The sequence below is a fragment of the Nostoc sp. genome, assembly GCF_036919555.1.
GTDB lineage: Bacteria > Cyanobacteriota > Cyanobacteriia > Cyanobacteriales > Nostocaceae > Nostoc.
Genome location: NZ_JBALCS010000008.1, coordinates 221,018 through 228,682, shown reverse-complemented (window position 1 = coordinate 228,682; position 7,665 = coordinate 221,018). Strand labels below are relative to the sequence as shown.

The 7,665-nt window shown below is 40.9% G+C and carries 5 protein-coding genes and 3 pseudogenes; 7 read left to right on the top strand and 1 reads right to left on the bottom strand.

The annotated features are described in order from the left end of the window. Positions 1 to 405: 405 nt before the first annotated feature. From V7K36_RS03520 to V7K36_RS03510, 3 pseudogenes are all read left to right on the top strand, one after another. Positions 406 to 720, top strand: a pseudogene (locus V7K36_RS03520) (GDP-mannose 4,6-dehydratase); the annotation flags it as partial. Positions 721 to 891: 171 nt separating this feature from the next. Beyond that, a pseudogene (locus tag V7K36_RS03515) lies at positions 892 to 1,440 on the top strand (NAD-dependent epimerase/dehydratase family protein); the annotation flags it as partial. 93 nt (positions 1,441 to 1,533) lie between these two features. Next, positions 1,534 to 1,999, top strand: a pseudogene (locus tag V7K36_RS03510) (IS4 family transposase); the annotation flags it as partial. A gap of 216 nt (positions 2,000 to 2,215) precedes the next feature. Here the strand turns inward: V7K36_RS03510 and V7K36_RS03505 are convergent. Further along, the gene (locus V7K36_RS03505) at positions 2,216 to 2,920 is read right to left on the bottom strand and encodes a mobilization protein (RefSeq protein WP_334826425.1); all 705 of its coding nucleotides are present in this window, start codon (positions 2,918 to 2,920) and stop codon (positions 2,216 to 2,218) included. Between the two features lie 737 nt (positions 2,921 to 3,657). Between V7K36_RS03505 and V7K36_RS03500 the strand changes: the two genes are divergently transcribed. From V7K36_RS03500 to V7K36_RS03485, 4 genes are all read left to right on the top strand, one after another. Beyond that, on the top strand, positions 3,658 to 4,695 hold the full coding sequence (locus tag V7K36_RS03500) for a J domain-containing protein (RefSeq protein WP_335113229.1): 1,038 nt from the start codon (positions 3,658 to 3,660) through the stop codon (positions 4,693 to 4,695). A gap of 525 nt (positions 4,696 to 5,220) precedes the next feature. Beyond that, entirely contained in the window at positions 5,221 to 5,373 is a 153-nt protein-coding gene (locus V7K36_RS03495; protein WP_335113227.1) for a hypothetical protein, read from the top strand. A gap of 6 nt (positions 5,374 to 5,379) precedes the next feature. Beyond that, on the top strand, positions 5,380 to 5,589 hold the full coding sequence (locus V7K36_RS03490) for a hypothetical protein (protein ID WP_335113225.1): 210 nt from the start codon (positions 5,380 to 5,382) through the stop codon (positions 5,587 to 5,589). A 63-nt stretch (positions 5,590 to 5,652) separates the two neighbouring features. Beyond that, positions 5,653 to 7,317, top strand: a complete 1,665-nt coding sequence (locus V7K36_RS03485; protein ID WP_335113223.1) for an FAD-dependent oxidoreductase — start codon at positions 5,653 to 5,655, stop codon at positions 7,315 to 7,317. Positions 7,318 to 7,665 lie beyond the last annotated feature (348 nt).

Genomic DNA, 7,665 nt, shown 5'->3' with positions numbered 1-7,665 from the left:
ATGTTTGAGTGGTTTATTCGACACACTACCTTTGATTTTGCCACTCTTCAGATGTACGGAATTTGTTCAAAAATCAAATAGGAGTCCTATAGCTATGCAAAATTATTACTCTCATCTAACTTGAATTACTCCGATCTGCTGATCTGTTTTAGCTATTGATTTTTAACTGTATTTATTCTTTAAATTAAATTTTATTAATTAGTTAATTGAGAATTTTTATTGTTAGCAATTACTAAATAAATTTAGGAATTTATTTTAAATACAAGTATCTTAGTTTAATTATCTGTTATGTTGATAACCCTATAATAATGAATTTAAAAAATCCTCAATTAATAACGAATTATTGATTATAATTATTAACTCGTGACTATTAGAGATGAATCAGGATATAAAAAAATAGGCAACATGGCTAAAACTATCGTTACTGGAGCCGCCGGGTTTATTGGTTCTCATCTTGCAGAAACATTGCTGCAACAAGGGGAAGAAGTGATCGGAATTGATGAATTCAATGATTACTACGATCCGATGTTAAAGCCTAAGAATATTGTACACTTACATCGTTCACCTAGCTTTAGATTAATTGAAGGAGATATTCAGTTTTTAGATTGACAGAAACTCCTAAAAGATGTTGATGTAGTTTATCATCAAGCAGCACAAGCAGGTGTTAGAGCAAGTTGGGGTAAAGCTTTTCGAGGTTACACAGAACGAAATGTTAATGCTAAGTAAGTCGGCGCTAATATTCAAGCTATGTTAAGAAATTTAAATGTAGGGTGCGTTGTCGCCAAGCGCCGCACCATCAACGATTCAAGGTGCGTTAGCCTACGGCGTAACACACTCTACTTCAAATTCATATTTCTTCATATACATTGAATTTTTCTCACCGACTTACTTACACAAGTTTTGCTAGAAGCAGCTAAAGATGTTAAACATCTGAAAAGATTAGTGTTTGCCTCTTGATCGAGTGTATATGGTGATGCAGAAACATTACCTACTCACGAGATAATTTGCCCTCAACCAGTTTCTCCTTACGGCATTACAAAGCTAGCAGCAGAATTTTTCTGTGAACTGTATTACAAAAACTTTGGCGTACCCTGTGTGACATTGCGCTATTTTACAGTTTATGGCCCCAAACAACGGCCAGATATGGCATTTCATAAGTTTTTTAAGTCCATTTTACAGGATGAAGCGATTCCTATTTACGGTGATGGCCAGCAAACGCGAGAGTTTACGTTTGTTAGTGATATTATCGCTGCTAATTTAGCCGCCGCGATCGCACCCCAAGCAGTGGGAGAAATCTTTAACATCGGTGGCGGTAGCAGGGTAGTTTTAGCAGAAGTCTTGGATAGGATTGAAGAAATTGTTGGGAAATCAATCATAAGAAACTATATAGAAAAGGCAATGGGAGACGCCCACCACACTGCTGCTGCGTCAAGTATAGCAGTGGACAAAGCCGTTAGGACAATTCGGCGATAGACGCCTTCAACAAGCGTACATTGTGAATTGATTGTTGTCCTAAGCTTCCTGTCCGTTGCTATATCAGTTTTGTGGGGTAATACTTGGTATAAATATTTAACCAATGTGATTGACCCAGAGATCCTTTCGGCACAACAAATATGTGATTTATATAGACGACGTTGGCGGATTGAAGATGCTTTTTTACTTACAAAACGCTTACTGGGTTTATCATACCTCTGGGTTGGGGGAGCTAACGGCGTAAAGATGCTTTCTCTATGCAACCTGTATTTTTTACGCTGTACTTAACGACCTATGTGCTGATGTTGCTATTGCTCTACAGCAGCCTCTAGAACAAATTTCTATTGAGATGGTGTTCCGCAGTTTGTATTTCTTTAACCGTGCCTGCTTGCAGAACCCACAGTTAAAACTTATACCTTGGCTTCTCGAAAATCATCGCTTAATGGGACTTGTTAAAGCTGTTCGCAAACGGCATAGGGATAATGCCAAAAGGTCACTTGACATTTGGGAACCAGCCTTAACTTGACACCAATGGTGAGGACACCCATCCCACAAGAAAATTTGGGATGTTTTTTTATTGTAAATTAAAGGGTTTAAGACCCCTACCTCTACAGGTAGCTCGGAGGCGGAGTGTCTCTGACTCCGCTCAGTTTCAGTCAGGGTTTAAATCCCCTTATGTAAACGTCTAAAATGTTTTAATGCGTGAATTTTGAATTGTTAATTGTCAGTCTCTAGGGCTTTGCTATTCAACTTTTTCATACCAGATACCTACTCTCTCAAACGCACTATAGGAAAGCTTCAGAAAATTCACTACTCTCTGTCTCCCAATTATCCCAAATTCTTTATACTCTCTCGCCTCCGCAAACGTCAGACGATTTTGGTCAATTATGTTTCTTTCTCTATATGCTAACTTCGGAAAATCTATAACTTTTATCTTATATTTATTTACTATTTTCTGAAAGTTTGAGTCTGACTCTATATGCTCCCAATCATCACACAGCCCTAAATTCCTCACCAGAATATGAGGGATTCTCTCACCGTAGGTATTCAGTGACTGAGCAAACAGGTTCATGCTGTCGTATCCTCCTGTCGATACAAACCATTTGCAAAACATCACTCCCTGCGAACTCCCTAGTTCAAATAATTGATTAGAGTCAATCCACCCTTGTACTGCTCTATGCGATTGTGCGGCTAAATTCACAATTACTGGCTTCTCTATCGCCCACTCAAATATTTTATCTGCCTTATCTGCCTGTCGTTCATTCTCACTAAATACAGCATACTTACATATCTCCTTATACACCCCTGCTACGTCTGGATTCGACCTATCTGTATCCACTGGTACAAACGGGATTTTCTTATCCAGACAATACTGAATCATTGTCCTAGTAAAGAGAGACTTTCCTACCCCGCCTTTTTCACCATCCACCAAATGAATCGTCGGCATTACAGCCACCTCTAATACTTATTAAACTTGTCTGATACATCTTTCCCAGGCTGAGAACTTTTTGGCGGTTGCCGCCTAATAGTTTTGGTAGTTTTCTGAGATGCCTTTATCTCAAGGAATTTTCTGTCCTGGGGTTGTGCGTACCATTCGTTTTGTTGAATTGGCTCAAAATTTAATTAATCCTATCACCACACCCTCTTGTGTGCTTGATAAGATCATACATATTAATCAAACTTGATCCACTGAATGAACCAGTAGGCGACTTTTACCCCTTCCACTTTCTGAAACTCGCCAGAAAAGATGTAGTTACTCAAACTCCTTGGAATCACTAGGCATCCCTGACTAGGGTGTTGACTTTGAACCCTTTGAAATGATAGCTTTTCACACAGAACCTGTGCCACAAGATGTAATCTCGGAAGCCGCTCGTTGATGAAAAAGTTCAAAAGCCCAATCAGCCCTTATAAGAGAAGGCAGGAGGCAGACGGCAGTTCTTGGTGAGCAAACAATTATGAATGAAAACTTTACTTGGACAAGCTCAGTAACCATAGTTCTGGGTTTTATACTCAGTTAAAAAAGAAGAATTGTATGGAGACGTGCAGCGCGAGATACAAAGCGTCCTTGCGCCTGGATTCCAACTGAGCCTCCTGCCTTCTGTCTGAGGTGTCTTATTTTCGCATTGATCTAATAACTTTGACAGTTATAGTTTTTTTAAACCTTGAAAAAAGTATAAATCTTTTATGCCTCGAACCAACTCATCTCCATCCCACTCAACTAGAGTAACTCCACTGGCTCTTTCGGAATTACATCTGAGATTAGAGTTTTTAGAAAAAGAACATAAATCTCTACTGAAAAAGATTAAGAGAAAGCGAACGGAACTGAAGAACTTTGTTGAACAGATGCGAACTCTCGCCACAGAAATATTTCATCAAGCCAGTCCCAGCTTCCAAAAAATGGCTGAGTTAGACGATAATATTCATACTTTATTTGATGAAATCTTTACTACTAGAAAGTTTGGCAAACAAACTATCAAAAATATAGAAGCAGTTTATCTTAACCTCCAGATCACAGGAATCATTAGTCGGAAACAATTCAATACAGAGCTAGAGGAACTATTTAAAAGTTACGCTACAGAAGAAGGTTTCTCAGAAGAAACTGCTGAAGATCGCCATCAACATTGGCAAACACAAGAGTCTGTAGAATCTCCGTCTGTAACGAGAACAGAGGAATCTAGAAAAATTCGTCAAACATTTCTGAAATTAGCTGAAATCTTTCACCCTGATAAGGTAAAAGACAGTGAGACACAGAGATATTATACAGAAATCATGAAAGAAATCAATAAAGCTTACCAAGAAGGAGATTTGGCAAGACTTCTAGAAATTGAACGAATTCAGGAAGTCGGGGAAATTATTGACAATAATAACGAGGATGATTTAACTCGAAAATGTCGAACTCTAGAACAGCAAAATCAGATTCTGATCAATCAATATGAAAACTTTAAACGTGAACTACGTTTGGCAAAAAATACTCCAGAAGGAGCGATGGTTTCTGATTCTCGTCAAGCTGCTAAAAAAGGTATTGACTCTATGGCTATTATGGTAGAAACAATAGAATCTCAACTTGACGTTGTTTATCAGATTCGGGATTTTGTTAAGGACTTTAAAGAGCAGAAGATCACTATCAAAGAATTTCTCGCTGGCCCAGTAAGCTTGCACTCCTTAGACGAGGAAATTATGGAAGATATTCTTGAACAGATGTTGTCAGAATTAATCAGATAGTAAACGATCTTGCTCAAGCAAACGTTATTGTTTCTAAACTTTCGTGAAGAATAACTCCAGAATATCACTGCGATCGCTCGTGGAAACCGCGTCTACGAAGGGAAAAATAACGGCTTGTTAATTGATGACAACGGTATTTTAACAAGTCTCCGTGCCGCCCTTGCAAGATCCTCTCGCACGGAAGTAGGAAGCGAAGATGAAAGTATAAGAGGATGTTTGAAAAGTCTAAATTAATACCAGCCCCGGCGATTAGAAATCGCGGCTACACGAGACTTTACCCACCGATCTGGGTTAAAAATACTTGATTTTTTCTTAGTCCAGGTCGGAAGACGAGAGTTTGTGTAGTAGCGTTCGCGTCAGCGTGCCGGAGGCTCTATTCTATTTGCCCAATACTTTTCAAACATCCTCTAACACCTTGCCGTTTTTGATTTGCTTTGCTCATACATCCTCACGCTCAAAACCCGGCTGGTATAATTTCCGGATCAAAAATGGTTAACGATTAACATCAATGACCAAAATAGCTTTATGATTTTCTACGAAAGCAGATTTGAAATTATTCAGGTCTACTACCAAAATATTATCAAGCTCATTCTGGAACATGGTGAATCACCTTTAGGTAATTCCTACAATCCTGGTGTTGAACCTTCTGCCAGAGTCAAAGAAAGTACAGGGAGATGAAAAAGTATGGCTGAACATCCATTTAATGACCAACTGAGTTTAGAAGAACAAACTGAAAAACTTGGAAAGCAAGCACTAACATTAGGTTTGATTCCGAGCTTTGTGGTACATTACTTTGCCGATACCTGGGTATTTTATATACCTAATGAAAGTCAATCAGAACCACTGACACCAGAAGAGGCATACCTTCGTTTAAAGCAACTGCTTAAACAGTAGATATTTTCACCAGAGATTTTTGAAGATAACGGCTAGTACTGCAATTATTAAGTAACAGTAGTTATGGCGAAACCTGCAATTTTAACGGTCGATGATGATCCAGAAGTGTTGCAAGCCGTGTCACGAGACTTGCGGCATCAGTATGGCGATCGCTTCCGCATTGTCCGGGCAGATTCCGGTATTACCGCTCTGGATGCGGTGCAGCAATTAAAATTGCGGAATGAAGTAGTTGCTCTATTTTTGGTGGATCAAAGAATGCCCGAAATGGGAGGTGTGGAGTTCCTTGAACAGGCAAAAGGCATCTTTCCTGATGCAAAACGTGCTTTGCTGACGGCGTATGCAGATACAGATGCTGCCATTAAGTCAATTAATAGTGTCAGACTTGATTACTACTTACTTAAGCCCTGGAATCCACCAGAAGAGAGACTATATCCGATTTTGGATGATTTGCTAGATGACTGGCTAGCTGGATTCCGCCCACCCTTTGAAGGGATTCGAGTCATTGGTAATCGCTGGTCGCCTTTCTCCCATCAGGTAAAAGACTTTCTGGCGCGTAACCAGATTCCCTACAAGTGGTTGGATATTGAACTGGAGCCGGATGCAGCAAAATTAGTGGAATACGCAGAAGCTGATGGCAGACAGCAATTGCCCTTGGTGCTGTTTCCCGATGGTTCCCGATTAATCCAACCATCTAATTTAGAGATTGCCGCTAAAATTGGACTGCAAACCCAGGCAGAACGCCCTTTTTATGACTTGGCGATCGTCGGTGGTGGCCCTGCCGGACTAGCAGCAGCCGTCTATGGCGCTTCTGAGGGATTGAGTACGGTCTTAATTGAGCGTGAAGCGCCGGGCGGACAAGCAGGCACGAGTTCACGCATTGAGAACTATCTGGGGTTTCCTGTTGGCTTGAGCGGCAGCGATTTGGCCAGGCGGGGAGTCACTCAGGCGCGGCGATTTGGGGTAGAAATTCTCACTCCTGCCGTAGTCATCGGAGTTAGGCTGGAAGATCCTTATCGGGTTCTGCAATTGGGAGATGGCAGCGAGATTAGTTGCCATGCACTTTTAGTTGCAACCGGCGTTTCCTACCGTTGGTTAAATGTCCCAGGAGTCGAGAAGCTCACAGGAGCAGGAATTTATTACGGTGCTGCCATGACTGAGGCGATCGCCTGTAGCAATGAAGAGGTTTACTTAGTAGGCGGGGCAAATTCTGCGGGACAGGCAGCAATGCATTTTTCTAAGTATGCCAGCAAAGTGATCATTTTGGTGCGGGGTGAATCGCTTTCATCGAGTATGTCCCAATATTTGATTGACCAGATTGCAGCTACTGCAAATATCAAAGTTTGCACAGGTTGTAGCCTCGTGGAAGTAAAGGGAGATGAACATCTAGAAGAAATTGTGATTGCCCATGCTCAGACTGGACAAACTCAAACCCTGCCAGCGCGATCGCTTTTTATCTTCATCGGTGCTAGCCCTAAAACTGATTGGCTCGATGGTGTTATTCAACGCGATGCTCAGGGTTTTATCATTACAGGGCCGGACTTAATGCCTAATCAAAAATCTCCTCCAGGTTGGCGTTTAGAACGCTCTCCTTTTTTGCTAGAAGCCAGCGTTCCTGGGATCTTTGCAGCCGGAGATGTGCGATCCGGGTCAATTAAGCGGGTGGCATCCAGTGTGGGTGAAGGTTCAATCGCCATTCAATTCGTTCACCGCTACCTGAGCAATGTTTAGCTGGAGCAAGAAAAACTAAATACAGCATTTCATTAATTCATAGTAAATTAAATTTAGCAATACGTTGCAATGCTAAAACATCGGGATGCATTGTTAATGCGTCCCTCTACAATGCCAATGCATCCTAATACAATGTTAATGTGTCTCTGTGCAATGCCAATGCATCCCGATGCATTGTTAATGCGTCCCCTTGCAATGCTAATGCATCCCAATACAATGTTAATGCCTTCCCCCGCATTAAAAACGCTACGCTTTTACGCAAAACTGTACTAAGAAACGCGGATTAAATAAAATGCAAAACTTCATCCTGTCTCACGATCCCTCTCCTTTATAAGGAGAGGGATTGAG

Bases quoted from the DNA above. Each gene is read 5' to 3' on its own strand.
- V7K36_RS03485 (WP_335113223.1), top strand. From the start codon at position 5,653: ATGGCGAAACCTGCAATTTTAACGGTCGATGATGATCCAGAAGTGTTG.
- V7K36_RS03505 (WP_334826425.1), bottom strand. From the start codon at position 2,920: ATGCCGACGATTCATTTGGTGGATGGTGAAAAAGGCGGGGTAGGAAAG.
- V7K36_RS03490 (WP_335113225.1), top strand. From the start codon at position 5,380: ATGGCTGAACATCCATTTAATGACCAACTGAGTTTAGAAGAACAAACT.
- V7K36_RS03500 (WP_335113229.1), top strand. From the start codon at position 3,658: ATGCCTCGAACCAACTCATCTCCATCCCACTCAACTAGAGTAACTCCA.
- V7K36_RS03495 (WP_335113227.1), top strand. From the start codon at position 5,221: ATGATTTTCTACGAAAGCAGATTTGAAATTATTCAGGTCTACTACCAA.